Origin of the sequence: Levilactobacillus zymae DSM 19395, from assembly GCF_001434115.1 — a bacterium.
GTDB classification, from domain to species: Bacteria; Bacillota; Bacilli; order Lactobacillales; family Lactobacillaceae; genus Levilactobacillus; species Levilactobacillus zymae.
In genome coordinates this window covers 49,814-75,968 of the sequence record NZ_AZDW01000022.1, presented here as the reverse complement: position 1 = coordinate 75,968, position 26,155 = coordinate 49,814, and the positions used below count along the sequence as shown (strand labels likewise).

Sequence of the window (26,155 nt, the reverse complement as noted above, 5' to 3'; positions counted from 1 at the left end):
TGATGAGATATATTAGGTAACTGTGACCTAAGCTTTTAAGTCGTTCAGGTATTCGAATAAGATGCCGTCCCGTAAGCCGGCGTTGGAGAAGGTGATCTGCTGTGAATCCAGCAACCGCATCAATAGGGTGACCGGAATCAGGCCGCCCACGATGATGTCGGCCCGTTCCTTGGCTAGTCCGGGCACCTTCTTGCGGCCTTCCAGGTCTAGCCCCAGGAGTTGGGTCAGGGTCTCGTAGACGTCTTCGTCGGTCAACTTGTAACCGTGGACGTCCTCGGCGTTTAGGAAGTTCTTCTTGCGCCGGTTGATCTTGGCCAGCGTCCGGTTGGCGCCACCCAGGCCGATGATCGGTAGGTTGGTCGCCTCACGTAGCCACCAGACGTCGTTGAAGACGTTGTTGACGAAGGTCATGGCCTTGAAGAGCGAGGCGGACTCGACCACGTCGGCTTCCAGGTAATTCTGCGACAGGGTCACCGACCCGAGCGGAATCGAGACCACGTGCTTGAGTTGTTGGTTTTGCACCAGGATCAGTTCGGACGATCCACCCCCGGTGTCGACAATCAGGCCGTTGACCATCGGCAGGGTGTTGATCACACCCAGGTAGTCGTAACGGGCCTCCGTGGCCCCGGAAATAACTTTAAGGCTCAGGCCGAGTTGTTCTTTGACCTGCTTCAGAAAGGCCTTCTGGTTAGAGGCCTGGCGCACGGCCGCCGTGGCGACGGCGTGGATGTCGGGCTTTTCCAGTTGGCTATAAACGTCCTTGAAGTCGCTCAAAGCGGCGAGGGTCCGGTCGATAGCGTCGGGCTGGAGCACTTTCTCCGGACCCATGTTGGCCGAGAGCCGCACGTAGCGTTTGATCTGGTTGACCGTTTGGTAGTTACCGTGGTTGTCGACTTCGGTGATGGTCATGCGGACTGAGTTGGATCCCAGGTCGATGACGACGAGGTTTTTCATTGTTGAGGACTCCGATCCATAGGGGATTTCGGCTGATTTTTAGGACTCAGCATTGGCCGGAACTGCCGGGGCGCACCCACGGGTTGGTCCGTGTCCTGGGGGAGTTGCTTGGTCTTAGCTTCAGCCGCTTGCATAAACGCGGTTTGGGCGTCCAGGGGTTCCAGCCCCCGGCGGTCGACCCGAGTAAACTCACGGTCAGCCTGCAACACCCGCGTTTTAACGTTATCATCCCACATGGTGTGGAAAATATCAAAGATGCGGTGGCGCAGGTCGGCGTGCAGAATCGGGAAGAGAAGTTCGACTCGCCGGTTCAGGTTCCGGGTCATCAGGTCGGCACTGGACAGGTAGACCTGTTCGTCGCCGCCGTTAGCGAACGCGTAGATCCGACTGTGTTCCAAGAAGCGCCCCACGATGGAGTGGACTTCGATGTGGTCGCTGACGTCGGGGATGCCCACGTTGAGGCAACAGATGCCCCGGACAATCAGTTGAATGTGCACGCCGGCGTGGGAGGCCTCGTAGAGCTTGGCGATCATGGCCGAGTCGGACAGCGAGTTCATCTTCATCTTGATCCAGGCGGGTTGCCCGAGCCGGGCGTTGTTGATTTCTTCATTGATCCGGCTGACCAGGAATTCACGGATGCCGTCCGGCGACATGTGAAGTTGGTGGAAGTACGGTGGTTCGGAGTAGCCCGACAACATGTTGAAAATGTTGGAGGCGTCGATGCCCATGTCCGTGTTGGTGGTGAACAGACCCATGTCGGTGTAGAAGTGGGCGGTCACGTCGTTGTAGTTCCCGGTTCCCATGTGCATGTAACGGCGGATGCCGTCTTCTTCTCGACGGACGATCAGGGCCAGCTTACAGTGGGTCTTCAGGCCAATCAGTCCGTAGATTACGTGGCAGCCCATCTTTTCGAGCTGTTGGGCCCAGTGGACGTTGTTTTCTTCGTCGAATCGCGCCTTGACTTCGACCAGCACGGTGACCTGTTTGCCGTTTTGTGCGGCGGTCCCCAGGGACTTGATGATCGGGGAGTTGGCGGAGACCCGGTAGAGGGTCATCTTGATGGCCAAGACCTCGTCGTCGCTGGCGGCCTGCTTGATCAGGTTGGTGACGGCGTCAAACGAGTCGTAAGGATGTTGGACGAAAACGTCGTGGTCGCGAATCGTGGCGAAGAGGTCGTCGTCGGCCCCCATCCCCGGCGTTTGCGCTGAGGTGAACTTAGGGTAGCGTTGATGGTCCAGGCCGGTCATCTGCTTGGTCCATTTCCCCAGGAAGGTCAGGTCGATGGGCCCACCGATGCTGTAAATGGCGTAGGCCGGCACCTTGATGGAACTGGCTAGGCGCTTTTGTAAGGCCGGGGAGATGCCGGATTCGACTTCTAGCCGTACGGCGCTCCCGTGTTCTCGTTGCTTGAGTTGGTGTTTGACTTCCTTCAAGAGGTCGGAGGTGTCTTCTTCGGCCACGTCGAGGTCCATGTCCCGGATGACCCGGTAGTTGGCGGCTTCTTGGACCTTGTAGCCCAAGAACAGGTCGCCGATGAAGGTCTTGATCACGTCTTCGAGCAGAATGAAGTCGTTTTGTCCGCCCGGTAGCCGGACGGTCCGCGGGAAGATATCGGGTACTTGGACGGTGGCGAAGCGTTTGTCGTGCTTGTCGCCGGCCTTGTGGAGCCGCAGGGCGATGTTTAACGTGTTGTTACCGATAAACGGAAACGGGCGCGAGCTGTCCACGGCCATGGGCGTCAACGCGGGCGAAATTTCGTTGTTGAAATAGTGTTCGATAAAGCGGTGCTGATCGGCGGTCAGGTCCTGGGGCGTCTTGAGATGGACGTCCTGGTTGGCCAGTAGCGGCAGAAGCATCCGCGTGAGCGTGGAATATTGCTTGATGACCTGATCGTGGGCCTTGGCGTTGACCGCGAGGAGTTGGTCCTCGGCGGTCATCCCCGACGCGTCGGCCTTGGGATAGTTGACGGCGGCCAGCTTGGCTAATGAAGCGACCCGGACCATGAAGAACTCGTCCACGTTACTCTGGGTGATGCCGAGAAACCGGACCCGTTCGAGCAAGGGATTGGTCTTGTCGCGCGCCTCGTCCAGCACCCGGGCGTTGAAATCCAGCCAGCTAAGTTCCCGGTTGGTGTAGTATTTAGTTTTCTTAAACTCTGATGTCATTTGTGCACCCTCCTCTGTTTAAACACGGGTTGCAACCCGAAGACGTCCGTGAAAAATTCGGCCTTGCGCATGAAGGCCCAGTGGACCAGTTCCAGATCATCGTCACTAAAGGCGGTGATGATGACCTGAGTCGGCCGCACGGAAACGGAGATCCGTTCCACGGTCTGCTGGTGCGCGTCGTCGAGGGCGTCGGCTAACCGCAAGATGGCGGCCAGCTTAGCGATGGCTAGCCGTTTGGACGACCCCAGTTGTCGGAAACGGTCCAGTTCACCACCGGGCGTGCGGGCGCTGTGGTAGCGCGAGACCGCGGCGATGATCTGGGTCTCCTCGGCAGATAAGCCCAGGATCTCGGATTGCTGTAACACGTAATCCGAATGCAGGTAGTGCTGGTGGGTGTCGATGAACCCGCCGCTATCGTGAACGATGGCCGCGATGTGCAGCAAGAGCCGGTCGCGGGCCTTCAAGTGGTGGAGCGGCTTCAATTGGTCGAAGAGGTGTAACGCGAACTTTTCGACCAACGCCATGTGGTGCGGTTCGACCCGGTAACGTTGGGCGACCGCGTAAGCCGCACCCAGAATTTGCTTATTGAAGTCCTGTTTGCGGTAATAGCCTTCCGCGATGGCCCGGTTGGTGGTCAGTCCGTCTAAGACGTTGAGGTTGACCAGGTGGACCTGTTCGGCGTGGACCACGGTCAGTAGTTTTTGAATCAAGCGGACTTCGGGTAAGACTAACCCTATGGCTTCTTCACTGATCTGTAAGTGTTCCATTAAGTACTGGTCCGAAGCGGCGGTGACTTCGTGGGCGAACTGCTGGAAACGTTCGAGCGAGAGGGTGTAGCTGTTTTGCCCCTTGGGAATGAAGAACCCGTTGAGCGGCGTGGCCCCGATCAGGATCACCTGGTTGGTGGCCTGCTGGAGGTCTTCCGGGATAAACCGGTAGAAGTCGTCGACCTTGCTGTTGATGTAGTCATCCAGCACGGCCACGGGATTCGGCGCGGTGGTCCGCAGGTTTTGTAAGACTTCCTTGGCCCGCGTCGGTCCTAGTTTCATGTTCGGTGACGCTTTCAATTCATGATGGTCGAAAAACGAGAAGGTGGTACTACCGGAGTTTAACCCGATGATGGCCGCGTGCTTCTCGGTCAACCGTTGGTAGTCGGCGAAATGAATGGCGATGGCCTCGTTGCGGACGAAGGATTCTTCGCTCAGCGATAGCCAGTGTAACCGCAGACCGGTCCGCACGTAGAGCTGATCGCGGATGAAGTCGGCGTTGGGTGCACTGGAGAGGGCCTGCGATCCCCAGGCTTTATAGTGGGTGACGCCGTAGTCTTTAATGATTTGGAGAAAACCGCGGAGCGCTTCGGCGGCGTCCACGACGGTCTGTAAGTCGATATCGACATGGTTGTAAATATTTTCCCCGATGGCGACGGTCGATAGAACGTGTTCGGCTTGTTGACCGGTTTTGAGATTGACAATTGAAAGTTCCATGCTAGTCACGTTGACCAGGATGGCGCCAAAATAATTATCAGCCATATGCTCATCTACTTTCTTGATAAATTTTAGGTGGTGGAGCAGACGCCTTCTAACTGAGCCGAAGGCGTCTCTGTCGGTGAAGCAGTCTCGCTCACCGGCTTAATGAGGTGACGACATGCTGTGACGAGATTGTGTTACTAATCACATAATAACGTTAATCGGTCCCTAAGTATCGGTGAACGACCGCGTTTAGCTGAATCAACAACGGCCCCTTACTCCGTGAACATTTGATTGTCCATGATCAGGCGCTCGAGGTGTTTTTCTGTCCGCTGATTTTTGGGCGGCAAGGCCTGATAATCCCCATACATCGCCGTTAAAATTGTCGCATAGTCGCTGGGAACCTGAACCGTTAACGTCTCAAAGGGGACGGTAGTTAGGTCGCTGACCTGCGCAACGCTGAAGACCTCTTTATCGTAGGCGTACTGGGAAGCCAGGTTCTTGACCTGCGTCAGGTCGGTGCGGGCCTGATACTGGGTCATGACCATCTCCCGGGCGTCCTTTAGGGCCTGCACGTCGGCTAACTGGTCGGCGTCCAACGGGCTTTGCAATTTCATCAACGGGTTGCTAACTAAATGATACCGCAGTTGGAGCAAAATTCGGGTATTGTACCACTGGAATTTGGCCAACTGTTCGCGTTGCTGGGCGGGTTCGTCCGGAATCCGGTCGAGCGGGAAGATGTCGATGAACACCCCTTTGCGGGCGTTGTTGACGTTGTTCTTCTCTTCTATATAAGTATTGCGGTCGAGTAGCTTGGCGTAGCTCAGGGCGTAGTTGGGATCGCTGTTGGGCGTTTGTAAGAAATAGTGGGAGTCGGCTAACAGGGGCGGGGCGGCGGCTAAGAGCCGGTCGTAATCGGCCCGCAGTAACCCCACGTCCACGTCGTCGTCCCAGGGGATGAACCCCTGATGACGAATGGCGCCCAGTAGCGATCCCCCTAGTAACAGGTAGGGAAGATCTAATTGCGCGCAAAGTTGCGTGAATTTAGCTAGATTTCCCAGTTCGACACGGTGAATTCGATCAATTAAAGCTGACATTTAAACGTCCTTTCTGCCCCGTGAATGACGCGAGTTTTTTCGATAAATTTCCGGGGTTCCGGTGGTAAAATGAGTAAAGCGCCGGCCTCCTTCCTAAGCCCTAAAACATTTCTCTATTCTACCATAACTTAGTTCAGGCTATTGCTGGTCGCGCACGAAAAAAACTGGTATTTGCGGAATGTAAATGCTAAGATAAAAATCGTATTTTGAGAATTGTAGGTGGGATTCATGGCTGAACAAGAACAACCCTTATTGGACGCCTTCATCGACGTGTACATGAGTTCGTTAAAGTATCTGGATGAATTTATTTCGGAGCCAGCCAAGGCGTTTCATTTGTCGTTTGAACAGTATCTGATTCTGCGCGAAATCACCCGGCACCAAAACGTGACGCTGATGGACATTGCTAGCCAGCGGCAGGTGACCCGCAGCGCGATTTCCCGGCAGATTCGGGTGTTGTTGCGACAAGGCTATTTACGGCAACAACCCGACGAGAACGATCGGCGCCGGTTGTATTTTCTGGCCACCCCAACTGGTGAACAAGCCGAACGGTTAATCCGCCAACGAATTGACCACCGGTTTCAGGGCTGGTTGGATATGTACGGCGAAGATCAGGCCCAGGAAATTCTGAATTTCATTCGGGACTTCAGCCAGGTGACCCGCCTGAAAAATCGAGATAATTGAATCCTTAAGTTAAAAGGAGATTGAAGTCAATGAGCAAAAAGCGCATGAGTGACGAAGAGGCCAAGCGCTGGCGCAAGATTGTCTTCATGGATGACGACCACGAGGATAAGCGTCCAGGACGCCACCCCAAGTCGTACGTATACGGGGAAGCACAGTCAAAATCATGGTGGCAACGGTTGAAAGGCCGGTTGTCCCATCGTTAATGAAAATGGACACACGCAGCTAAGCGGCTGGGCGTGTCCATTTTTTTATTTGGTCTTGACGGTGACGGGTTCGACCTCGCTGAACTGGTCAACTAAAGCCACGGTCACGTTGGGACTACCGCTCAAGAGTTTAGCCACGGGACACCGCCGCTCCGCTAGATCGGCCATGGCGATGGCCGTTTGGCGGTCAACCCCGGGAATTCGAATCTGGGCGGTCACGTAGAACTGAAAGCCCTTGGTGTCGCGTGCGTATTCGACGATGGTGTGGACCTGCGAGGTGTGCGGCAGGTGACGCATCTTTTCGATGGCCTCGAGGGTCGCGTTGAGGCAGGTGCTGAGGGCGAGCCCCAAAAATTGCTCGGGATTAGCGCCCGGGTTGGCGGACAGCGGGGAACTGGTCACGACATCGAGTCCCCCGGGAACGTAGGAGTGACTGTTCAGACCGTCGTCGTTAATGGCAACGGTGCGGTATAACGGTGGGAATTTCTCACGATCAATGGACATGGCTAAGTAACCCCTTTCATAAACTATCTTTAGCCTACGCCGGTTAGAATCAAAACACAATTGATTAACGTCGAAAATGATGGCCGGCAGACTAACCTAAACCATTAAAGGTTCAAGCTGACGAATAGTGTAAACTATCGCTTGCTAAATGGAATAGCAACCGGTTGCACACGACGGCTATACCAATTATGATAAATTACAACTAATTTGATAGGTGACTAACCAAAAGACGTGAAAATAAGCCCATGGTGACAAGCCGTGTAAAAGTTTTGTAATATTTGAATTTAGGGGTAGACCGATTAAAAAAATGTGCTTATAATATACGGTGACAGGAATTAGAACACTGGCGCAAGCATTTGGGGGGAGCCATATGTTAGATAATCAGCTGTCAGAAGAAAAGCGTAAGTTTCAAATGATCACGTGGCGGGCGCAAAAGCACGGTGCGCAGGTCGTTGCTGAGGAGCGCATGCGGCAATTCACAGCAACGATTGCTGAACAGGAAGCCATTATGCTGGCGGCGCAAACCCGTCGTGCGGTGGTTCCAGTAGGATAGATAGGTTGTCAGGAAAGTCCCGGTAAAGGGGGCAACGACATGAAGCATCCAGGAATGTATTATGTTTATTACACCTGTGGCTGGCTATTTATCGCCATCATGCTGGTCGCAATTTATCACTTAGGCATCGTTTGGATCTCCGCTAGTCATATGTAGAAGTTGTAAAAAAGAGCTGAGGCGTTCTCGTGCGGGAACGTCTTTTTTTGACGAAAAATGAGTTACTGGGAGTGCCGAAATTGAAATTTTTAGGGGGCCTTGGTAGACTAGAATTGAAATGAAGTTAATGAAAAATGGTGGTTGGTGAATTTTAAAAGGCCGTAGTACGGGGATCTCTTTAGTATTCCCCACACGTGTGGGGGTGATTCCGAACGGAAAAACACCTCGAGCGCCTGATCATGGTATTCCCCACACGTGTGGGGGTGATTCCTTCCGGGCCGCTGGCTTGGTGAATAACAACTGGTATTCACCACACATGTGGGGGTGACTCTCATCTCAGTAAATAGATGATTGATATCCTGTTGCATTCCCCACATATGTAGGGGTGCTCCGATAATTTATTAAAAATAAAGTCACGATTCATCAGCCGCATTGGCTAGTGAATCGTGACTATTTTTAAGTAGACTTTAAGTTGATTCTCGTAATCTTATGGGTGAGTTAACGAAATCAGCGCACAAAAAAAGCTAGTTACGCACGAACGCAACCAGCAGAATAGAAGTATGTGTACGGTTTAATGGTGTTAATAATGGCTAAAGGTCAATTAACTCCTCCAATAATCGCAAAACCGTGGCAGGCTCTCACCTGAATATGTGACTACATTATAACGTGAGATTCCGTGTCTGTAAACCACTTTTTAAAGAAAATCTTAAAGCCACCACCCCAATAATAACAAGAGGGTGAGCAGGGCCGGGAAGCCCTGTAACCAGAAGATGGTGCGCTTGACGGTCAGGCTCCCGAACAGGGCCACCACCACGATGTAGAGCAAAAGTAGCGCAGTGGTCAGGTGTTGGGCGGTTCCGGTTAATAACCACTGACTCGCCAGGATGACGATCCCCAACATCCCGTTGTAGATGCCCTGGTTGGCAAGCGCCGTTTGGGCAGGCTGCTGTTGGACGAAGCTGAGGGGCATGCCAAACGCCTTAGCTTGTTGGGCGGGGGAACCCCAGATTTCGAGGGCCATGATGCCTAAATGTTCGACAGCGACTAAAATAGTTAGACTAGTAATTAAAATTGTCATGCAAATTACTTCTTTCCGGGCCGGCAATGATGATAAAATTATTCATATCCGGAGCCATAAATTTGAATAAATAACGGATAATTTAAGCTAGTTTTTAGCTTGGTGTGTAGAATATTTAATTAAGGATATTTTTTACAGGGGAGCTCGAGTAACCTTCGGGGTAGATTGCAGTAGATTAAGCTTTCTGAAAATAAGAATGGAGGAATTACTAATGAGACTCCTAGACTTAAGTGGACAACAATTCGGCAGACTGACGGTTATCCGGCGGGACGGTACCGCCAAGAATGGTAACGCCACGTGGTTATGTAAATGTAGCTGTGGGCAACTGGTGACGGTCGATAGTTACCGGCTGCGGCACGGCATCACGGTCAGCTGCGGCTGCTATCGGCGAGATATCAGCAAGGCCCGGCTGACCCAGGATCCCCGGACGCGTAAACAAATCGGGAACGCCACCAACTTACCCCTGGTTAACGGGTCTAACGTGGCGGCGCTGACCAAGCTAAGCTCCCGGAATATTTCGGGCGTCATCGGCGTGAGTTTCGACAAACGCTCCGGCAAATGGGCCGCACGCCTATTTTACCACGGCCACTACGTCTTGAACCAAACCTTTAGCGACTTCTACGACGCCGTGGCGGCACGCAAAGCGGCGGAACAGAAATTAGCGAAGCAAAACGACATCAATTTAAAGGTGCCGGCGGAGGGGTAACGCCCCTAACCAGTTGAATAGAAGCCAAGTGAGTCGGTCCGTTGGGGCCGGCTTTTTTGGTGCGGCCGGTCTTCTTAGGGAACTTTAATTTGCCTTTCGGGGAATTCGTGTTATAGTGTTATAGAAAGATATAACACTAGTGGGGTGAAGAAAATGCAATTTGATGATAAGGTGCCGATTTATTATCAGATCAAGAATTACCTGTATCATCGGATGGTGGCCGGCGAATTGGGGCTCGGTGACAAGTTACCGGCCGTCCGGCAACTCGCCGTGGACCTGACCGTCAACGTCAACACGGTGCAACGCGCCTTACGGGAAATGATTGCCGAGGGGTACATTGCCCCCCAGCGGGGCCGCGGCAATTTCGTGACCCAGGATGCGGCGAAAATTGCGACGCTGAAACAACAACTGACGACGACTTATATTCAAGACTTATACGGTCAACTCCACGCCTTAAAGCTGACCGACGCGGAAATTATTGCCGAGATTAAGGCCTACATTCAACACCGGGGGGACGCAGATGACTAACGCACTTGAGATTACCCAATTAAATTATCGCAAAAATACCAAGACGATTTTGACGGACGTGAACTTGCAGATTGCGCCGGGCAAGATTGTGGGACTCTTGGGTGAAAACGGGGCCGGGAAGACCACGTTGATGCGCCTGATTGCCGGGGTCGCCAAGAACGCCAAGGGCACGATCGCCGTACACGGTGAGACGCGCGAGGCGCCGCGGCGGGCCTTTGTCAGTTTTAGTGAAGCGCTCCAGGGGTTCCGACCGGCCGATAAGCTCAGCCAGATTCGCGACTTCTACGCGCTGGCCTACCCGGATTTTTCGGCGAAGAAGTATCTGGACCTCATCACGTTCTTACAAATCGATGACGACCAGAAATTGTCTACGTTGTCCAAGGGGACCCGCGAGAAATTCATCATCGCGCTGACCCTGTCGCGGGAAGCGGCGGTCTATTTGCTCGACGAACCGTTTAACGGCATCGATAGCATGAGTCGGAAACGCATCATCAGTAGCATTATTCAGTGGAAGCAAGATTCGGCGACCATGGTGATCAGTGACCATTACGTGTCGGAGATTGCGGCGTTGCTCGACGAGGTGGTCATCATCAAGGACCACACGGTATGCGCCCACAAGAGTAGTGACCAGATTCGCAGTGAGTTTGGCCTGGGCATCGAAGCCTTTTACGAAAGCATTTACGAGGGGGACATTCACGATGACGAGCTTTAGTCACGCATTTCGGGTCATGTGGCGGCCCAAGTTTCGCAGCATGAACCAGCTATTATTTTTTAACCTGATTGCCGTGGTGATCACCATGCTCTACCAGATTTGGCAACTCGGGTTAGCCAATTTAGAAATGATTACCACGGTGATGGGGTGGGGCGCGGTCTTCGGATTCGTGGCCTTCATCCTGTTGACCCGGCAAAACGAACAGATGTTGGTCAGTGATACCTACCGGCTGTTGCCGACGGGCGATACCAAATTGTATCTCGCCAACCTGGTGACGTCGTTGGTGGCGTTGGTTTACGTGGGCGTGGTCCAAGTGGTCCTGGTCTTGATTGGGACGGCCATGACCGGTAAGACGATTCGCAACTGGTTCCAGACCAACGTGAACTTCCAGATGAACGCGGCGGACCTGCGTAACTTAGCCCTATACGGTACCACGACGGTCTTTTGGGCCGTTGCTATCGTTCTGTGGATCTGGGTGTTCGTCAACCTGATTCACTTTGGGACCAACACGATCAGTGCGTTTCTCCCCAACGTCCAACAACGGATCGTTAAGGGCGTCTTGGCCGTAATCTTGACTTGGGTGGCGATTCGCTTCATGAGCTGGATCGCGCACCTGGAAAGTCAGGTCTACAACCACTTCACGACGGTCTCCGACATCACGCTCAACGCGTCCGGCATCTGGCTGGACCTGCTCAGCCTGTTTGTGGCCATTGCGGTGGTCGCGGCGTTAAACATCTTTATGATGAAACGCTGGGTGGAAGCCAAATACTAATTTAGAACCGAAAAAAAGCGAAATTCCCGTTGATGGGAATTTCGCTTTTTGCGTGCCTAGAGCACGATGTAGTAGCTAGGTTGCCAGTTACTTTGGCTAAAGACGCCAATGCCGTCCGTTTCGTTCTGGGCGGCGACGTACTTGCCGTTCCCCAGCGAGATGGCGTCGTGGTACGGCGCGCTGTCGGAGCCCCAGAAGAGGATGGCCCCGGCCGGTGCGTTAGCCACGTCGTAGTGGTGGGTCCCCAGCTTAGTCTGTTGGTAAGTGGTCCGTGCGCTCAGTCCCAGGGCGTATTGCACCAGGCCGGAACAGTCGAACCCACTCATCGATGACCCGCCGTAAACGTAGGGTACGTTGCTGTTGGCGATTTTTAGGGCCGTAGCGATACCGCCGCCCGTGGAAGCAGACGCCGTCGTGGTCGAGCTGGTCGTGGTTTTAGGAGATGAGGTCGTGGTGGTAGTGGAGCTGTGGTGCGCAGCAGTCCCACTGGTCGTGGCCGCACTGGTGGTTTGGCCGTCCGGAATCGTTAATTTTTGGTTCACGTAGATCCGGTTGGCGTTGGCCAGCTGGTTGGCGGACACGATGGCGTTGACGGACACGTGGTGCTGTTGGGCCAGGCTCCAGACGGTGTTGCCGGCCTGGACCCGCACCGTGCTGGCGCTGGCCTGGGCCCCGCCCATTAGTAAGGCCGCGGCGCTTAAGGAACCGAGTAAGATGGATTTAGTGAAAGCTTTGATAATGTATCACTCCATAACAAGAATTTGTATGTACCTAACGTACAAGTTCCAGTATAGAAAAGTGAGGTTACCCGGTGGTTGCGGCCCGATAACAAACTTTAACGGTTTGATGACCAAGATGTCGGTTGTGACAAACACTTAAGCGGCCAAACGATGGTGATTTTCGATAGTTAGGAAAGTGAAAATTCTAACCGGTGCTGATAGTGCTTGTACAGGAAGGCGAAACGGTCCGTGGCCCCGGGTAACCAGGGCTTCTTGGTGCCACAGAAGTGGAGAAATACGGTGTTAGCGACCACCCAGTTGAGGTCCCATTTTCCCTGACTGGTGGCCTGGTAGGTCAGATTCTTGCGCACGTCGTAGTTATAGATCACGTCGGGGACCGCCAGGGTATCGTCGGCGTAGAGCTTGTTGAGCACGTCCTGGTCGGGCAAGAGGAGTTCGTCGTGATGGTCACGGATAATCGCAAAAATCTTGGCGGCATCGACTACCTGCCGCGCCCGGGCCAGGTTGATCAGCAAGACCCCGGAGTTGAAATAGTGCGGTGTGTTAGTGGCCAGCCGATACTGGTTAACGGTCCCGGTTAGGTTGAAAAAGTCGGTGTGCATGGCCGCCGCGTAGAGGTTTTGGCTGAGATCCGTTTGGTAGAACGGGGTGAAGTCGTTGATCACTAAGATGTCGGCGTCGAGGTAGAGGACCTTATCGACCGTGGCCGGTAAGAGGTCGCTCGCCAACAACCGGTAGTAGATCGACTTGGGGTAGCGGTCGGACAACGGGGCGTCAGCGAAGAGCGTCTCGTCAACGATAACGGGGTGGTAGGTCATGTTTAGGCTGGTCAGGATGTGAGTCACCCGGTCGGCCTGCGCAAATGGCCGGTCCTGAATCACGTAGACGTGGATCGGGTCGGTGGTCGCGGTGGTTTGTCGTAAAGAATACAGGGTGGTAAGCATGCGGTCGACGAAGTGGTCGTCGACGGCGAAGAGTAAGTTGAACGCCATGGGGGCACCTCCAAGTTAAGTTACCCCTAGTTTAACGGGTGGGAGCAGGCGGGTCCATTAAGGTGGTCAGAAAGTTTTGTAAGGGGCGCTCCAGATAGCCGCGCTTTCGCGTTAACGCAAAGAAGGTGCGCTGAGCGAGTGGGAGCTTCAGGTCGAAGTAGTACAGGTCGTGGTTGGCAATGCTCTGTCGAATTTGGTCGGTCACGAAGGTGGCGCCCAATCCGTGAGCGGCCAAGTGAAAAGCCGTTTCTAATTGGTACATCTCGTACTTGACGTGGGGCCGGAAACTCAACGCGGCACAGATCAGGTCCATGCGCTCGCGGAAGTTATTGGTGGGAGACACCGAGATGAAGGGCAGCTGTTCCAACCAAGCAATGACGTCCGGTTGAGACGCCCCTTGGATGAATGAACGCAACTGGTGGGCTTGGTCGAGTGTGATGAGGACCTTGGGGATGGCCAGAACGACCTGGTCGACGAGTACGGGTTGCACGGTAACTTTACGGGTGTCGACGTGCCCGCAGTGAACGATGAGGTCGACGTTACCGGCGTACAATTCCCGGTTGAGTAATTCGGAGTTGCGCTCAAGAATCCGCACGGTGACCCGCGGGTACTGACGTTCGTAGGCCAGTAACACGTCTGGCAGGTAATAGGAATTGAAGTATTGCGAAGACCCGATTCGAATCTCCCCGGTCGTTTGGCCCTGGAGGTCGGCTAATTCGTGCCGAAAATCAGCCTCGGCATTGCGCACCTTGAGGACTTCTTGCAGATATAGCTGGCCTTCCGCCGTGAGCGCTAGTGGTTTTTGGCTGCGGTCGAAGAGGGTCACACCCAAGCGACGTTCCAGCTTGGCTAAGGAAATACTGAGGGCGGGTTGGGAGAGGTAGAGGTTTTTAGCGGCCTGCGTGAGGTTTCCAGTCTGGTAGATCTCGTAAAAGTAACTTTGAAATTGGTCCATGTGGTTTCCTCCATAAATAATATTTATGCAAAGTAAATTATCTGTATTAGATTTTATGCCTTTGTGAAGTTACTATCAAGATGTAGCTAACCAACTAGGAGGATGATCACATGCACGCAATCGAAAAGCTCCTCGCGGCTAAGGCGGGGGTCGACCGGGTTCACGCGGGTCAAATCGTCAATTGTGACGTTGACGTGGCCGGCATCAATGATTTGTATTATCAAACGGTGAAGTCATTTGTGGAGATGGGCGGTCAACGGGTCAAACATCCCGACGATGTTCTGATTTTCTTCGACCATTACGCGCCGTGTGCGACCGTGATTCAGGCCGAGGACCACAAGAAGTTCCGGCAGTTCGCCCACGAACAAGGTATCGCGAATCTGATGGACGTTAACCAAGGGGTCTGTCACCAGGTGGTGGTGGATCGCGGGTTAGCCAAGCCCGGCGAAATCGTGGTCATCACGGATTCGCATTCGACCATGCACGGGGCCTTGGGAGCCTTTGGGACCGGCGTGGGGGCGACCGACCTTGCCACGATTCTCATCACTGGAAAATTATGGTTCAAGGTGCCGGAAGTCATCAAAATCACCCTTACGGGGCACCTTCACCCGGGCGTTTACGCTAAGGACGTGATTTTACATATTTTGGGTGACCTGAAAGCCGACCACGGCATCTACAAGGCCATTGAGTTTGCGGGGCCGGCGCTCAAGGACATGACCATCTCCGAACGCTTGGCCTTGTGTAACATGACCACGGAAATGGGGGCGGCGACCAGCTATATCCAACCGGATGACCGGACGCGGAATTTCTTAAAGGCGAAGGGCGTTACGGACTACACCGTCTACACCACCGATGAGGATTATCACTACCAAGAAGAAATCACGTACGACGTGGGACAGATTGGGCCGCAGGTCGCCGCCCCCGCCGATGTGGATAACGTTCACGATTTAAGCGACTATCAGGGTGTCCACGTGGATCAAGCCTACATTGGGTCGTGTACCGGCGGACGGTTACAGGACTTTGCCACTGCGGCCAAGATCTTAAAGGGGCACCATATTGCACTCGATACCCGCCTGATTATTGTCCCGGCCAGTGGCGAAGTAACCCGAGAATGCATTGCGCGGGGGTATATTCAAGATCTATTGGACGCCGGCGCCACCCTGTCGCCGTCGGGCTGTGCGGCCTGCATCGGGATTCACCAAGGGCTGATTGCCGCCGATGAGGTCTGCATGTCGACGTCGAACCGGAACTTCCCCGGTCGAATGGGGAGTTTAAAGGGCCAGATTTACCTGGCTTCTCCGGCCGCGACCGCTACGGCGGCGTTGACCGGTCAGATTACGGATCCTAGAGACTACGTGGAGGCTGAATGATGAAAACTTTAAGAACGGGTCACGCACATGTATTTGGTCAGAACATCGACACGGATCAGATTTATCCGGCACGCTTCATTGAATATACCGAAGAGGCCGATATCAAGAAATACGCCATGGCGGGCAGCGACGATCCCGACTTTGTCCAGGAAACGCAACCGGGCGACTTCATCGTGGCCGGGACTAACTTCGGCTGCGGTTCCTCACGTGAACACGCCGCGATTACCCTAAAGGGCAACCAGGTCGGCGCCATCGTGGCGGAATCCTTTGCCCGGATCTTCTTTCGTAACGCGATTAATCTGGGGCTTCCGGTCATCACCTGTCCGCACGTCCACGCCCACGTTCAACCGGGCGACCAACTTCAATTGGACCTGAAAGCCGGCGAATTTAAAAACTTGACCAACGGCTGGACGGCCCCCGTTGAACCCCTTGACGATTACATCATGAATATCCTTTCTCACGGGGGGATCAAGCCCTTGATGCGAGCCATGACGAGTCAGGGAAAGGTGCGCGAATGAGATGGCTGTTAAGTATAAGGCGTTCACGCTACCGGTAATTCTCGGTCTGGTCGTCTGGTTAGCCAGCCCCCTGCGACCGGCGGGAATCTCGTTAGTTGCTTGGCATTTGCTGGCGTTGTTTCTGGCGACCATCGTGGCCTGCATCACGCAGCCGTTACCATTGGCGGGGGTCGCCATTCTGGGCCTGACCGTGTTGCTGGTCTTACGGATTGCCCCCATCGAAACGGCGATTCAGGCGTTTGCCAACACAACCGTTTGGTTAATTGCTATGGCCTACATGATTTCACGGGGCTTTTCGAAGACGGGATTGGGGCAACGCTGGGCACTCTGGTTCGTGAAACTGTTTGGCAAGAAAACACTGGGATTGGCCTACGCCATCGAAGGGATTGACCTGGTCACGGCTCCGGCCACGCCGAGTAACACGGCCCGGGCCGGGGGCATCATCTACCCAATTATCAAGTCGCTGTCGGAAACCTTTGGCTCGACGCCTAAGCAACACACGGAACGCGACATTGGAGCCTACCTGATCTTCACGGAATTTCATGCGAACACCGTGACCAGTGCCATGTTCATGACGGCCATGGCCCCTAACCTGATTGCGTTAGGTTTAGCCGCTTCGTTTGGCATCAAAATTTCGTGGTTCGGATGGTTCTTGGCCGCGCTGGTTCCTGGCATTATCTGTTTAGCCACGGTACCTTACCTGGTTTACCGGTTGTATCCGCCGAAAATCAAGGAGACACCGGACGCGCGGGACTGGGCCCAACGTGAGCTGACCAAAATGGGGCCTATGACATTACAAGAAAAACTCATGATGGGAATCTTCGGCTTGGCGTTAGTGCTGTGGATCTTCTCGGGGATGCTGGGGCTAGACGCCACGGTCGTTGCCTTTATTGCCGTAGCGTTGTTGCTCCTGACGGGCGTGCTGACGGCTCAAGACGTCTTACACGAGACCGGGGCGTGGAACGTGGTCGTGTGGTTCTCGATTCTGATTTTTATGGCTAATCAACTCAACCAACTGGGATTCATTCCTTGGCTATCGCGGGCTATTTCTAGTCAGTTGAAGGGACTTAATTGGTTGACCGTCTTACTAGTCTTAGTAATTGTCTACTTCTACTCACACTACTTGTTCGCCAGTCAGGCGGCTCACGTGACCGCGATGTACAGTGCCCTGCTAGGGGTGGCGTTGGCGGCCGGGGTCCCACATCTTTTGGCGGCTTTACTTCTGACCTTTACGTCGGCCATCTATGCGTCCACCACGCACTACGCGAACGGTCCGGCTTCCGTCTTCTTCGGGTCGGGTTACGTTCCGCAGAATGATTGGTGGCGGTTGAACTTTATCCTGGGACTCTACTACCTGGTGATTTGGGTCGGTGTGGGTCTGGGGTGGATGAAACTCATTGGTATTTGGTAACACGAGTAAGTCCGGCTAAATCGGCCGGATTTTTTAATTGTCATCCCCAAAATTACGAATCGTCTGAATTGCGTTGGCCGTGGGTTTCTAGGTAGAATCGAATTATTGAGGAACTGGAATTAAGAGAATTGAGGCCAAGCGATATGGAAAACTTTACGTTTATTGGGGACGTTCACGGGGCGGCGGCCGACTTGCGAGTCTTGTTGACCGACCCGGTGGTAGCCGCCAGTCGGCTGATCTTCTTAGGCGACTACATCGACGGACGCACCATCCGACGGTTTAGTGACCACGTGGAGCCGGTCGTGCGCGATCCGTTGGGGGTCTTACGAATCATTCAAGACCGCGTCACCCACCACGGCGACGTGGCTTTACTGGGGAACCACGACGACTTTTGGGTCCAGACCGCACGGCGGGACGAATTGACCTACCAGACCTGGAAAATCAACCACGGCGTGCAAACTTGGCGGCAGCTGGGGATTCGCTCGACGCGGTTGGCCCGGGTCGGTGCGGCGTTGACCCATGGCCCGTTACGACCGTTCACGGATTTCTTGACCCATTTGCCACTGACCTGGGAGACAAATCAATTGTTTGCCGCGCACGCGGGCATCGATTGGAACCGGCCGGCCAATGACCAGCGCCGCGACGACCTGTTGTGGATTCGGGACGACTACTATTTTCGTGACGCCGCTCACCACGATTTGGGCTGGCATCCCAACACCTTGGGGAAGGTCATGGTCACCGGGCACACGCCGGTTCAGACGCTGCAGGGGCCGGGCCAGGCGGGCTATTTGAAAATGCAGGCCACCGCTAACGACGTGCCTCGGTATCTGATTGATGCCGGCAGTCACACGGACGCCTACGATGGCGGCATCTTGGCGTTGACGTTAACGGCCGGCGGGCAACTGGTGCAGACCGTGCGCGTGGTCAAGCAACACTTGACGCCCGGCGAGCAGCCGTTAAGCGAAGCCGCCGTCAGCCGACTGGGTGCGTTAACCGAACAACCATAGATGAAAAAGCCGTGATGACGGCTTTTTTCGTGGCAAAACGTGCTATGATGAAGGTCTAATCAACTGGATGAGGAGGAACCGGGATGGAGAGCAACGCACGGGTCGCCGAGATGATGGTCCGACTGATGAGTGGCGAAACGCTGAAGCAGACCGACTTAAAAAAACAATATCAGATCAGTTTGCGGACTTGTCAGCGTGACATTTCCTACATCCGCCGCGCACTAACGGAATACCGGGTCGGTGAAATCGAAGAACGCCCGGGGACCTACCGGCTGGCTCGACGCAGTGAGACTGCCGATTTGGAGATGGTCCTGACCACCAGTAATATCTTGCTGGGGTCGCGGGCGTTGAACTCGCCCGAGTTGGCCGCGACACTGGATTTTTTGAGTGCCAGTCTTTCACCCGCCATGCGCGCGTTGGTCCGCCGCGAACTCACGGTGCCGCGGGGCAGTTACACGCCCTTATCGCGGCCCAAACCGTTGCTTCACCGCTTAAAGGAAGTGGCCGACTGCATCGTGAATAACCAGCGGCTTACGTTTACTTACCTGAGTAGTCACGCCACGGAACCCCAGCCACTGACGCACCACGCCCAGCCCGTAGCGCTATTTTTCGAAAACTACTACTTCTACGTGGCCATGCTGAGCCAGGAGCGGGGCGGTTACTGGTTATACCGCCTCGACCGGATCGAGCAAATCTTGGAAAAGGCGGCCGGTGAAAAGCTCGATTACGCCGAACGGTTCTCTTTACAGGACCACCGCCACCAGACCTACCTGTTGGATTCGGGGTCGCTGACCCAGATCCGTTTTATCTACCGTTACTACTTACAAACGGTGCTGGACCACTTTCCCGGGTCGCGGGTCTTGGAAACGCGGCCGGACGGTAGTCACCTGATTGAAGCCTACGTCAAGGTGGATGGTGCGATGTTTTGGCTGCTGAGTCAGGGCGCGCACCTGCAAGTGGTGTCGCCACCGTCGCTAGTGAACCGAATGCGCGCTGAATTGACGGCTGCACGGGACCAATATTTGATTGCTGATGATAAAGAGGGTTAAAATGAACCCTCATCAAATAATAATTGACGTTATTTTTTAGAAAAGTTACGGATCAGCGGCGCAGATGACAAATTATGACGGGCCGGCAGGGTATAATGGGAAACGTTGATTGGAATCGGTTTCAGACGACCAATCAAAATTTATCCATTGGAGGAAAAATGATGAAGTTGATGAAATTGACCGGAGTGGCCGTGCTCACGACCGTGCTGGGACTGGCCACCGTTGCGCCCGTCCCCACGCAAGCCAAGACCAAGACCCGGACGTTGAAGGTTACCAAGGTGGCCAAGAAGGGTTACCGCGCGACTAAGGGCAAGATTTACACGTCCACGAAGCTGACCAAGGTACGAGCCAAGGCTGCGACCACTAAGCGCGCCACGCTCTACGTCACTAAGCACGCGAAGATCAAAAAGGGCAATCAGTCCGCCGCAATGTACTACTACATAAGTAACAAGAAGTTTAAGGGCTGGATCTGGCACGGCTACCTCAAGCGGGTCACGGTTAAGCCCGCCAAGGTCGCCACGAAGGTCACGCCCCAATCAACGACCACGACCAAACCAACGACGACCAAGGCCACGACCACTAACTGGCAAGCTCAGGCTAACCAGGATTTCTTAGCCGCGGTCAACAAGTACCGGGCCGAGAAACACGCGGCACCGCTGGTCATCGATAGCCAGTTCATGCAGCTAGCGGCGAGCCGGGCCAACGATACCAAGCAACTGAACGCCCTGGACCATTACGACCAGGCGGGAAACTTCATTGCCTTTGACCGGGCGCCCCAATTCGGAATCACTTCAGGCGTTTCGGAATGTCTCTACATGGAAAGCGGGTATGATCCGCTGAGTGTCGGCAAACGGGCGGCCTACGAATACCTGTATGACGATGCGGATTCCGACTGGGGACACCGGGATAACCTGTTACACCCAGAATCGACCAAGATTGGGATTGGCTGGGCCCAAAAGGGTGACAGCATCTACAACGCCATCAACGAAGACTATTAGGATTGGGTTTGACCCGGTAACGCTAACCAGTTAATTCAAAAAAAGCGACTGCTCACCACAGCATACATGTGGCGGGCAGTCGCTTTTGCGTTTACCGATTCTGCTTAATAATCCGTTCAGTTTGTCGTTGTAGCCTGCCCATGGCCTTTTCCGGCGTCTGGTGCTGGCTGGTCATCTGGTCGGTGGCCTGGCTAAGCGCCATGAAATATTGCGGGTACCCCCGAAAGGCCACGTCCTGGAAGCCGAACTTGATGGACTGGTTGGCCGCCTTGGCCGTCGGGTGTTTGGCCAGGTAAGCCTGAAACTTGGTGTCGCGCTGGGCGGCCTTGGTCAACGGCAGGTATCCGGTCTTTTGCGCCCAGTAGGTGGTCTGGCGCTTCTGTAACAGGAAGGTCATGAAGGCCGCGGCCCCCCGCCGTTGCGCCGGTGAGGCGGACTTGAACAAGACCAGGTCGTTACCGGCGATCGAGGTGGCGTGGTGGCCCTGATAGCTGGGCAGGGGTGCCGTTTGCCACCGGAAGCCCTTGGGTGCGCTGGCCTGCATGATGGGGATGGCCGCCGACGACCCACAGTAGAAGAGGGTCTTGCCGGCGAAAAATTGGGTACTGCCGTAGCCGTCCGTGCCGGCGGTCGTGGCGGTCTTTTGTTGGAGCATGTCGTAGATCACGTGAGTCGCTTTCAGCGCGGCGGGACTGTTGGCGTTGACCTTCAGTTGGTCGGAAATCAACGGCGTCCCGGTCTGGGCAATCAGGTCGTCGAGTTCGCTCATGAAGCTTTGGTCGAACGCGACCCCGGTCAGGCCCTGGGCGTGGACTTTTTGCCCGTCACGACTGAGCTCGGCCCAGGTCCGCGGCACCCGTAACCCGGTCCGTTTGAGGAGTTGGGGACTGTAGAACAGAATCCGTGCCGACTTGGAAAACGGAAAGGCGTAGGTCCGATCTCGGTAGGTGGTGGCTTTTAGAAAGGCCGGGTAGACATCCTTGAGCGCGCCTGGCTTGAGGTAGGGGTCAAGGGGCGTGATGAAGCCGCCCTGAACGTAGGTGGGCACGTTGGTGTAGGCCGTTTGCGCGATGGTGGGCAACGTGTGGGCCTTGGCGCCCGCCATGATTTTGTGTTGGAGACTGGCGAAATCGCCCTGGCTACTGCCGACGACCCGGTAGCGGGTCTGCGAGCGGTTGAACTGGGTGATCAGGTGGTTCAGCGTGGCCTTGTGCTGGTCGGTCATTCCGTGCCAGAAGGTGATGGTCACGGGCCTGGTGGTCGACGTGGCCGCTTGGGACCGGCCGCAGGCGCTGAGGGTCACAACGACGAGGGCCCCCAGCCCATATAAGAGTAATTGACGAAGATATTTCATATGTATTTGGTTATCCTTTCAGATTCGTTCGGGTGACCCCGGCGATGATGTATTTTTGTAACAGAAGGTACAGGACCAATAACGGGAGTAGCACGCAAACCGTGGCGGCCATCAGTAACGGGTAATTGGTACCGGCCTCGCTGGTGAACGCCATCAGTCCGACCGGTAACGTCCGCAACCGGTCGGAATTGGTGATGATCAACGGCCACATGAAGGCGTTCCAGGAGCCGATGATCTGCAGCACCGCGACCGCCGTTAACGTCGAGCGGTTGGCGGGGACCAGGATTTGCCAGAGGTACTGCCAGTTGCTGGCCCCGTCGAGTCGCGCGGCGTAGTAAGTGGTCGGTGACTGGGCGGTAAAGGCCTGCCGGAGCGCGAACATGGCGAAGATGCTGGCCAGCCAGGGGACGATGAGGGCCGCGTAGGTGTCGACCCAGTGCAGGCGGGTCATGGTCACGAAGTTGGGAATCAACAGGAGTTCACCGGGCACCATCATCAGGGCAATCAGGCCGTCAAAGAGGACCCGGCGCCCGTAGAACCGCAGGTGGGTGAAGGCAAAGGCGGCCAGAATACTGGTAAGCATTTGCCCGACCGTGGTGGTCAGGGTGACCACTAGTGAGTTGAGACAGTACCGGGCGAACGGGGCGGCGTGCCAGGCGCGTGGGTAGTTGACCCACTGCCAGGCGGTAGGAATCGCCAGGTGGCCGGTGGCAAACGTGGTGGCGGCCGGTTGGAGGCTGGTCAACAGCATCCAGCCGAACGGCAGTAACATGGTCACCGCGCCCAGGGTGAGCAGCAGGTAAATGAACGTGATCTTGTAAATTTTCATCGACGACCCTCCCACCAAGCGTGGCGGTGAAAGTACAGGGCCGCCAGTCCGGTCACCAGTAAGATCAGGGCGAACAGGACCACCCCGCAGGCCGCGGCCACGGGATATTGGTTTTCCACGTAGAACTGCTGGTACAGGTAGTACATCAACGTCAGCGCGGCGTTGCCTGGACCGGCCGTGCCGTGAAAGAGCGCGTAGATTTGGTTGAAGACCTTGAAGTTGGTCACGATGGCGTTGACCGTGATCAGCACGGTCATGGGCAGGAGCAGTGGCCAGGTCACGTTGGTCAGGCGTTGCCAGGTCGACGCCCCGTCGAGGGTGGCGGCGGCTTGGTAGCGTCGATCGATGCGGCCCAGGCCGGCGAGAAACAGGATGATGTTGACGCCGAGATTTTGCCAAATGCAGACCATGATCACCGCCCCCAGCGCGTACCGCGGGTCGTTGAGCCAGTCGATGTGGGTCCGAAAGAGGAGGTTGATCAGCCCGTTGTCTGGCCGCAACAACCAGCCCCAGACCAACGAAATGGCCACGGTGGCCGTGACGAACGGCAGAAAGTAGACCGTGCGAAAGAAGGTCGCTAGCCAGGTGATGCGGTTCAACAGGAGCGCGATTCCCAGGGCGAGGATTACCGTGGCCGGGACCACTCCTAAAACGAAGATCAGGGTGTGCCGGAGGGCCAGGTGAAAGTTAGGGTCGTGCCACAGGTAGCTGAAATTAGCCCCGCCGAAGCCGCCAACGTGGTTGGTGAAATAGTTATAGTGGGTGTAGCCGCTCATCAGAAACGAGGTCAGTAGCGGCCACAGGGTAAAGACCCCGACAATCAGGAGCAAGGGGGCCAGGTATAGGAGGGCCACCAGGGTGGATTTTAAGGTCGGTTTAGCGTTAAGCATCGCAATCACCGTCCCAAATACAGTGTCCGGCGGCGTCGAACAGAAAGCTCCCGCGGGCGGTGACGGCGAGTTGGACCGGTTGACCGGCCGGCATGGCGGGCAGAGTGGTACTGAGCAGGGACCCCCAGGGCGTGGCCAGGTTGGTCTGCCGGTCGCGGCCGATGACCACTTGCCGGGTCACGGTCGCGGTTAACTGCGCGAGGATCGGCTGGGGCGTTGCCGTGGCCGGGACGAGGGTGAGCGCTTCGCTGCGGATGCCCAGGGTGCGGGCCGTGGGGAGGCCGGGGATGGTTAGGAAGGGGGCCGCGGTAGCGTAGGGCACGCAGTTAAGGCGCGGCGTCCCGATAAACTCGGCCACGAATTGGGTGTGGGGGTGCCGGTAGAGCTGTTCGCCGGTCCCGACCTGTTGAATCTGCCCGTTGGCAAGGACCACGATGCGGTCGGCGATCCGGAGCGCATCGGTCTGGTCGTGGGTCACGAACAGGGTGGTGACACCGGTCAGCCGCTGGAGACGACGAATCTCGTCGCGTAGTTCGACGCGAAGGGCGGCGTCGAGGTTGGAGAGGGGTTCGTCGAGCAGTAATAACGCGGGGTGTTTGACCAGTGCGCGGGCCAAGGCCACGCGTTGTTGCTGGCCGCCGGAAAGGGCACGGGGCAACTTGGTCAGTTGGTCGTCGACGTGGACCAGTTGGGCGTAGTGGCGTGCCTGGGCCCGCCGTTCGGGCCGCTTGACGTGGGCCATTTTCAGCGGGAAGGCGATGTTGGCCAAGACGCTTAAGTGCGGGTACAGCGCGTAGTCCTGAAAGACCATGCCGATGTGGCGTTGGCGCGGGTCTTGCTGGGTCACGTCGGTGCCGTCGAAGGTCAACGTCCCGGCGCTAGGGGTCAGCAGACCGGCCAACAGGTTGAGTAGGGTGGTTTTGCCACTGCCGCTCGGGCCCAATAACGCGACCAATTCGCCGTTAGCCACCGTCAAGTTGAGGTGAGTCAAGACGGGCGGTTGTGACGGATAGCTTAGGGTAATATCGGTTAACTTCACTTGCACGGTAGCGCCTCCTCACGGGTCTTCAAGCAACACAATTACGATTTATTATAAACTATTTGAGCGGCCGTTGGTATGGTGAGATGACCGTGAAGGGGCTGAGTTGTTTGGTTGGCGTGACGGAAGCCAATTTTGCGGAAAAAGCTAATCCTTCATATTATTAAATTTGTAAGACGTTAACTTGGGTTTGACCGGCATTTTTGACTATGATAGGGGCGCAACGAGTTAAGGAGGGGATTGCAGTGAATCTAACGACTTATCAACGCCGGGTGTCTGTCGGGGCCACTCGGGCTTATCTCCAACGGTTACGCCAGACCGCCACGCAGGTGGACCTCACGCGGCTCATGGCGTTGTCCGTGGAACTGGTTTTTGAAAACGTCGAAACGGTCACCATCGAAGCAGCGGCCGTCACGAATTTTTGGCTCTTGCCCGGTGAGACGGGCCCGGCGACCGACCTGGTCGGCTTCGAACTCCAAGTGGCCGCCGAGCCAGCTAACTTTCACGCCCAAACGTTTGCGACGGGTAAGGCGCGCCTAAGCGATGGCCGCGACCGGGTCTTGGCATTTCAGGATGTGACGCAACTGATTGTGCATACGGCTACGACCGACCGGCACTATTCGGTGACCTGGAACCCGTTGTCTGCCGTCGATCAGGAAAACTTGAACCAGCACGTAGCCCTGACCAGCGAGACCCTCACACTCTGGGCCTGGCCCGTGCCCATTACGTACTGGACCGATATTTTACCGGCGGCGACTGATTCCTTGAATTTCGCGGTGATGGTCGGTGAACTGACCACCCAACTGGGGGATACTTACGACGAAACCCAGGTGCGCACCATTCTGACCACCGCGCTCACGGAACTGCGCAGCTTTAGCGACTTGGCACAGCCGACCACCCAGCAACATATCGTGGTGCGCTACCAGCCGCGTCACGCCGACCGGCCCTGGACCGAGCAGCGGCATGATGACGCGGACGGCCAGGACCACGCCGATTTGTATCTGTGGTCGTACCCGGAGCTTCTGGGGATGGACCTGACCTTACCGGCGGACCACTTCTGGGAAGGCGTGGCGTGGTTATTGTGGGAGATCACCTTTTCGGGGGCCGAGGCGCTTGAGCGGCAACAAACCATTGAGCGGTTCCAAGACGACCTGATTCAAGGCGACCAGGCGGAACAGGATTTTCGGGCGCAGACCACCAAGATGAAACGTTTCTGGGACGCGTACGTCAGCCAACATGTGACGGCGCCGGATCTGGCGGCCACGGTGGCGCACTTCTGGCCGTTGACCACGGGAACGCCGGTCAGCGGGCCGGTCGTCAGTCAGCGGCAGGATCCGCAACTGTTAGCGGAATTCATGGCGCGGTTCGGGTCGGCGTACCAGAAGTTTGACGGTGACGGCCAAGACGCGTCGGAAAGGAAGGCATGAG

General features: G+C 55.6%; 27 protein-coding genes. 14 read left to right on the top strand and 13 right to left on the bottom strand.

The genetic code is table 11. The annotated features are described in order from the left end of the window. Positions 1-27 precede the first annotated feature (27 nt). The 4 genes from ppx to FD38_RS05400 all read right to left on the bottom strand — a co-directional run bounded on the left by ppx (position 28) and on the right by FD38_RS05400 (position 5,682). Positions 28-954 carry an exopolyphosphatase gene (gene ppx, locus FD38_RS05415; protein ID WP_057732060.1) on the bottom strand — a complete coding sequence of 309 codons (927 nt, stop codon included), beginning with the start codon at positions 952-954 and terminating at the stop codon, positions 28-30. Beyond that, positions 951-3,119: an RNA degradosome polyphosphate kinase gene (locus tag FD38_RS05410; protein ID WP_057732058.1), complete on the bottom strand. Its 2,169-nt coding sequence runs from the start codon at positions 3,117-3,119 to the stop codon at positions 951-953. Before FD38_RS05410 ends, ppx begins: the two co-directional genes overlap by 4 nt. After that, the gene (locus tag FD38_RS05405; protein WP_057732056.1) at positions 3,116-4,648 is read right to left on the bottom strand and encodes an acetate and sugar kinases/Hsc70/actin family protein; all 1,533 of its coding nucleotides are present in this window, start codon (positions 4,646-4,648) and stop codon (positions 3,116-3,118) included. Before FD38_RS05405 ends, FD38_RS05410 begins: the two co-directional genes overlap by 4 nt. Before the next feature lie 212 nt (positions 4,649-4,860). After that, on the bottom strand, positions 4,861-5,682 hold the full coding sequence (locus tag FD38_RS05400; protein ID WP_057732054.1) for a LicD family protein: 822 nt from the start codon (positions 5,680-5,682) through the stop codon (positions 4,861-4,863). 228 nt (positions 5,683-5,910) lie between these two features. Here FD38_RS05400 and FD38_RS05395 point away from each other — a divergent pair, with 228 nt between their 5' ends. Together FD38_RS05395 and FD38_RS12925 are read left to right on the top strand one after the other, a co-directional pair. Continuing rightward, positions 5,911-6,363, top strand: coding sequence for a MarR family winged helix-turn-helix transcriptional regulator (locus tag FD38_RS05395; protein WP_057732052.1), 453 nt, complete (start codon positions 5,911-5,913; stop codon positions 6,361-6,363). A 29-nt stretch (positions 6,364-6,392) separates the two neighbouring features. Continuing rightward, the gene (locus FD38_RS12925) at positions 6,393-6,566 is read left to right on the top strand and encodes a hypothetical protein (protein ID WP_170218388.1); all 174 of its coding nucleotides are present in this window, start codon (positions 6,393-6,395) and stop codon (positions 6,564-6,566) included. A gap of 45 nt (positions 6,567-6,611) precedes the next feature. Here FD38_RS12925 and FD38_RS05390 read toward each other — a convergent pair whose 3' ends face one another. Further along, positions 6,612-7,070, bottom strand: coding sequence for an OsmC family protein (locus tag FD38_RS05390; RefSeq protein WP_057732050.1), 459 nt, complete (start codon positions 7,068-7,070; stop codon positions 6,612-6,614). A 370-nt stretch (positions 7,071-7,440) separates the two neighbouring features. Between FD38_RS05390 and FD38_RS05385 the strand changes: the two genes are divergently transcribed. Then, complete coding sequence (locus FD38_RS05385; protein ID WP_057732048.1) at positions 7,441-7,623, top strand: hypothetical protein; 183 nt, start codon at positions 7,441-7,443, stop codon at positions 7,621-7,623. Positions 7,624-8,485: 862 nt separating this feature from the next. On the opposite strand, the gene FD38_RS05380 is transcribed toward FD38_RS05385, so the two are convergent. Then, positions 8,486-8,857, bottom strand: a complete 372-nt coding sequence (locus tag FD38_RS05380; RefSeq protein ID WP_057732046.1) for a DUF1304 domain-containing protein — start codon at positions 8,855-8,857, stop codon at positions 8,486-8,488. 211 nt (positions 8,858-9,068) lie between these two features. Here FD38_RS05380 and FD38_RS05375 point away from each other — a divergent pair, with 211 nt between their 5' ends. From FD38_RS05375 to FD38_RS05360, 4 genes are all read left to right on the top strand, one after another. Beyond that, on the top strand, positions 9,069-9,563 hold the full coding sequence (locus tag FD38_RS05375; protein ID WP_057732044.1) for an alcohol dehydrogenase: 495 nt from the start codon (positions 9,069-9,071) through the stop codon (positions 9,561-9,563). Positions 9,564-9,716: 153 nt separating this feature from the next. After that, entirely contained in the window at positions 9,717-10,091 is a 375-nt protein-coding gene (locus FD38_RS05370) for a GntR family transcriptional regulator (protein ID WP_057732043.1), read from the top strand. Next, the gene (locus FD38_RS05365; RefSeq protein ID WP_057732041.1) at positions 10,084-10,803 is read left to right on the top strand and encodes an ATP-binding cassette domain-containing protein; all 720 of its coding nucleotides are present in this window, start codon (positions 10,084-10,086) and stop codon (positions 10,801-10,803) included. Before FD38_RS05370 ends, FD38_RS05365 begins: the two co-directional genes overlap by 8 nt. Further along, the gene (locus FD38_RS05360) at positions 10,790-11,575 is read left to right on the top strand and encodes a hypothetical protein (protein WP_057732039.1); all 786 of its coding nucleotides are present in this window, start codon (positions 10,790-10,792) and stop codon (positions 11,573-11,575) included. The genes FD38_RS05365 and FD38_RS05360 overlap by 14 nt, the downstream gene beginning before the upstream one ends. A 56-nt stretch (positions 11,576-11,631) precedes the next feature. On the opposite strand, the gene FD38_RS13125 is transcribed toward FD38_RS05360, so the two are convergent. From FD38_RS13125 to FD38_RS05345, 3 genes are all read right to left on the bottom strand, one after another. Continuing rightward, positions 11,632-12,255, bottom strand: coding sequence for a C40 family peptidase (locus FD38_RS13125; RefSeq protein ID WP_057732037.1), 624 nt, complete (start codon positions 12,253-12,255; stop codon positions 11,632-11,634). Positions 12,256-12,482: 227 nt separating this feature from the next. Next, positions 12,483-13,307 carry a glycosyltransferase family 8 protein gene (locus FD38_RS05350; protein ID WP_057732035.1) on the bottom strand — a complete coding sequence of 275 codons (825 nt, stop codon included), beginning with the start codon at positions 13,305-13,307 and terminating at the stop codon, positions 12,483-12,485. Positions 13,308-13,338: 31 nt separating this feature from the next. Then, positions 13,339-14,262: a LysR family transcriptional regulator gene (locus tag FD38_RS05345; protein ID WP_057732033.1), complete on the bottom strand. Its 924-nt coding sequence runs from the start codon at positions 14,260-14,262 to the stop codon at positions 13,339-13,341. A 110-nt stretch (positions 14,263-14,372) separates the two neighbouring features. Here FD38_RS05345 and FD38_RS05340 point away from each other — a divergent pair, with 110 nt between their 5' ends. The 6 genes from FD38_RS05340 (at position 14,373) to FD38_RS05315 (ending at position 20,615) form a co-directional block, all read left to right on the top strand. Then, positions 14,373-15,632, top strand: a complete 1,260-nt coding sequence (locus FD38_RS05340; RefSeq protein ID WP_057732032.1) for a 3-isopropylmalate dehydratase large subunit — start codon at positions 14,373-14,375, stop codon at positions 15,630-15,632. Further along, positions 15,632-16,150, top strand: a complete 519-nt coding sequence (locus FD38_RS05335; protein WP_147007839.1) for a LeuD/DmdB family oxidoreductase small subunit — start codon at positions 15,632-15,634, stop codon at positions 16,148-16,150. The genes FD38_RS05340 and FD38_RS05335 overlap by 1 nt, the downstream gene beginning before the upstream one ends. A 1-nt stretch (position 16,151) precedes the next feature. Then, positions 16,152-17,561, top strand: a complete 1,410-nt coding sequence (locus FD38_RS05330) for an anion permease (protein ID WP_057732028.1) — start codon at positions 16,152-16,154, stop codon at positions 17,559-17,561. 143 nt (positions 17,562-17,704) lie between these two features. Beyond that, the gene (locus tag FD38_RS05325) at positions 17,705-18,568 is read left to right on the top strand and encodes a metallophosphoesterase (protein WP_057732025.1); all 864 of its coding nucleotides are present in this window, start codon (positions 17,705-17,707) and stop codon (positions 18,566-18,568) included. Positions 18,569-18,651: 83 nt separating this feature from the next. Beyond that, complete coding sequence (locus FD38_RS05320; protein WP_225430789.1) at positions 18,652-19,617, top strand: helix-turn-helix transcriptional regulator; 966 nt, start codon at positions 18,652-18,654, stop codon at positions 19,615-19,617. Positions 19,618-19,778: 161 nt separating this feature from the next. Next, on the top strand, positions 19,779-20,615 hold the full coding sequence (locus tag FD38_RS05315; RefSeq protein ID WP_057732023.1) for a CAP domain-containing protein: 837 nt from the start codon (positions 19,779-19,781) through the stop codon (positions 20,613-20,615). Positions 20,616-20,706: 91 nt separating this feature from the next. Here FD38_RS05315 and FD38_RS05310 read toward each other — a convergent pair whose 3' ends face one another. From FD38_RS05310 to FD38_RS05295, 4 genes are read right to left on the bottom strand one after another with little or no spacing between them, the layout of a single operon-like run. Beyond that, positions 20,707-21,969: an ABC transporter substrate-binding protein gene (locus FD38_RS05310; protein ID WP_057732020.1), complete on the bottom strand. Its 1,263-nt coding sequence runs from the start codon at positions 21,967-21,969 to the stop codon at positions 20,707-20,709. A gap of 10 nt (positions 21,970-21,979) precedes the next feature. Then, positions 21,980-22,798, bottom strand: a complete 819-nt coding sequence (locus FD38_RS05305) for a carbohydrate ABC transporter permease (RefSeq protein WP_057732018.1) — start codon at positions 22,796-22,798, stop codon at positions 21,980-21,982. After that, the gene (locus tag FD38_RS05300; RefSeq protein WP_057732016.1) at positions 22,795-23,688 is read right to left on the bottom strand and encodes a carbohydrate ABC transporter permease; all 894 of its coding nucleotides are present in this window, start codon (positions 23,686-23,688) and stop codon (positions 22,795-22,797) included. Before FD38_RS05300 ends, FD38_RS05305 begins: the two co-directional genes overlap by 4 nt. Continuing rightward, positions 23,681-24,733, bottom strand: coding sequence for an ABC transporter ATP-binding protein (locus FD38_RS05295; protein ID WP_057732014.1), 1,053 nt, complete (start codon positions 24,731-24,733; stop codon positions 23,681-23,683). The genes FD38_RS05300 and FD38_RS05295 overlap by 8 nt, the downstream gene beginning before the upstream one ends. A gap of 239 nt (positions 24,734-24,972) precedes the next feature. Here FD38_RS05295 and FD38_RS05290 point away from each other — a divergent pair, with 239 nt between their 5' ends. Then, positions 24,973-26,154 carry a hypothetical protein gene (locus FD38_RS05290; RefSeq protein ID WP_057732013.1) on the top strand — a complete coding sequence of 394 codons (1,182 nt, stop codon included), beginning with the start codon at positions 24,973-24,975 and terminating at the stop codon, positions 26,152-26,154. Position 26,155: the final 1 nt, after the last annotated feature.